A 1857-nucleotide genomic window follows, 5' to 3' on the forward strand; every position below is an offset into this window, starting at 1 on the left:
ATCCTGAGTCAGACAAAATTCGCTCCCCGCTCATCCTTTTCGGGCTTTAACTTTCTAAATTTTTTTATTATTATGTGCTTTTTCCACGTAATGTAAAACAGAGAACATATGTCAGAACAATCACGCAGAAAGTTTATCAAGCACATCGGCAGCACCGCCGCACTGCTCGGAATAGGCCAATTGGCCGCCATCGCTAAGGAACAGGAACATGTAGAGATATTACAGCCCGAAAAGAGGGTAGCCCCCAGCGATAAGATCCGCATTGCCTGTGTAGGAATGGGGATCATGGGATTCGGGGATGTGGAAACCGCTATCAAAGTGCCGGGTGTGGAATTTGTAGGCGCAGCCGATCTGTACACCGGTCACCTCGCTAAAGTGAAAGAAGTGTTTGGCCCGCAGGTATACACCACCCGCGATTATCGTGAATTGCTGAAAAGGAAGGATATTGACGCCATTATAGTAGCCACCCCCGATCACTGGCACGATACCATTGCTATTGCCGCCATGGAGGCGGGTAAAGCGGTGTATTGTGAAAAGCCGATGGTGCAGCAGATAGAAGAAGGCCATAAGGTAATTGCCGCACAACAACGTACCAAAGCCGTTTTCCAGGTAGGCAGCCAGCGCGTTAGCAGCATAGCGCTGGCAGAAGCCCGTAAGCGTTACCAGGCTGGTGAACTGGGACAGCTGAATGTAGTGGAAGCCAGGATGGACCGCCACAGCGCACTCGGCGCCTGGCAGTATTCTATTCCCCCTGATGCGTCGCCCGCTACTGTAGACTTTGACACCTTCCTGAAAGATACGGCCAGGCTGCCGTTTGATCCGGTACGTTTCTTCCGCTGGCGTAACTACCGCGCCTATGGTACCGGCATCCCCGGCGATTTGTTTGTACACCTGATCTCCGGTCTGCATTTTATTACCGGGTCACTTGGACCTACCTCCATTTATGCCAGCGGGAACCTGGTACAATGGAAAGATGGCCGTGATGTGCCGGATGTGGTAGTCGCTATTTTTGATTACCCGGAAACAAAAGAACACCCCGCCTTCCAGATGACGCTCCGTGTAAACTTTGCTGACGGCAGCGGCGGCGGCGAATACACCCGCTTTATTGGAACCGAAGGCGTACTGGAACTTGGCTGGAACGATTTCAAAATTAAAAAACATAAACTGCCTGAAGCACCGGGCTACGGTGGCTGGGATACGTATAACACATTTACGAAACAACAACAGGCAGCGTTCGTGAAGGAGTATAACGCCAAATACCCGGAAGATAAGCGGAAGACGGTAGAAACATCCACTGCTTTTGCCGCTCCCAAAGGGTACGACGACCGCCTGGACCACTTTACCAACTTCTTTGAATCTATGCGCTCCGGTAAACCCGTAGTGGAAGATGCGGTGTTTGGCCTCCGCGCCGCCGGACCTGCCCTGGTAACAAACGAAAGCTACTTTAGCAAAAAACTGATTAACTGGGATCCGGTGAATATGAAAATAGTGTAGGGAGAAATCGTAATTTGTATTGCTTTTGAGTTATCACCTTACTATTTAAATCTATCTCCTATGTTTAAAAACTTCCAGGGTAATTGTTGGTTGCTTTTGGGAATGGTGCTTTTGTCTTGTAATGAAAAGAAAAATACTATGAATGACCAGGTTGATGTTAAGCCTCCTGTAGCAGAAAAGATAGCTAAAGAACTAAGTATTCACGGCGACAAGCGGATTGATAATTATTACTGGATGAATAACCGGGAAGATCCGAAAGTGCTGGCCTGGCTGAATGCTGAAAACGCGTACCTCGACACGATCCTTTCTCCCGAAAAAAAACTCCGTGAAAAACTTTTCACCGAGATGAAATCCCGGATCAAG

At 48.7% G+C, this 1857-nt stretch carries 1 protein-coding gene and 1 pseudogene; both read left to right on the top strand.

The features are described from left to right. Positions 1-108 precede the first annotated feature (108 nt). Positions 109-1494: a Gfo/Idh/MocA family oxidoreductase gene (locus tag VN105_RS16105; protein WP_325642554.1), complete on the top strand. Its 1386-nt coding sequence runs from the start codon at positions 109-111 to the stop codon at positions 1492-1494. A 138-nt stretch (positions 1495-1632) separates the two neighbouring features. Continuing rightward, positions 1633-1857 (top strand): annotated as a pseudogene (locus tag VN105_RS16110) (oligopeptidase B); the annotation flags it as partial.

Source organism: Chitinophaga sp., assembly GCF_035564935.1.
GTDB lineage: Bacteria > Bacteroidota > Bacteroidia > Chitinophagales > Chitinophagaceae > Chitinophaga.

What these genes read in the sequence shown, in the direction of transcription:
- VN105_RS16105 (WP_325642554.1), top strand. Translation starts at nt 109, where the DNA reads ATGTCAGAACAATCACGCAGAAAGTTTATCAAGCACATCGGCAGCACC.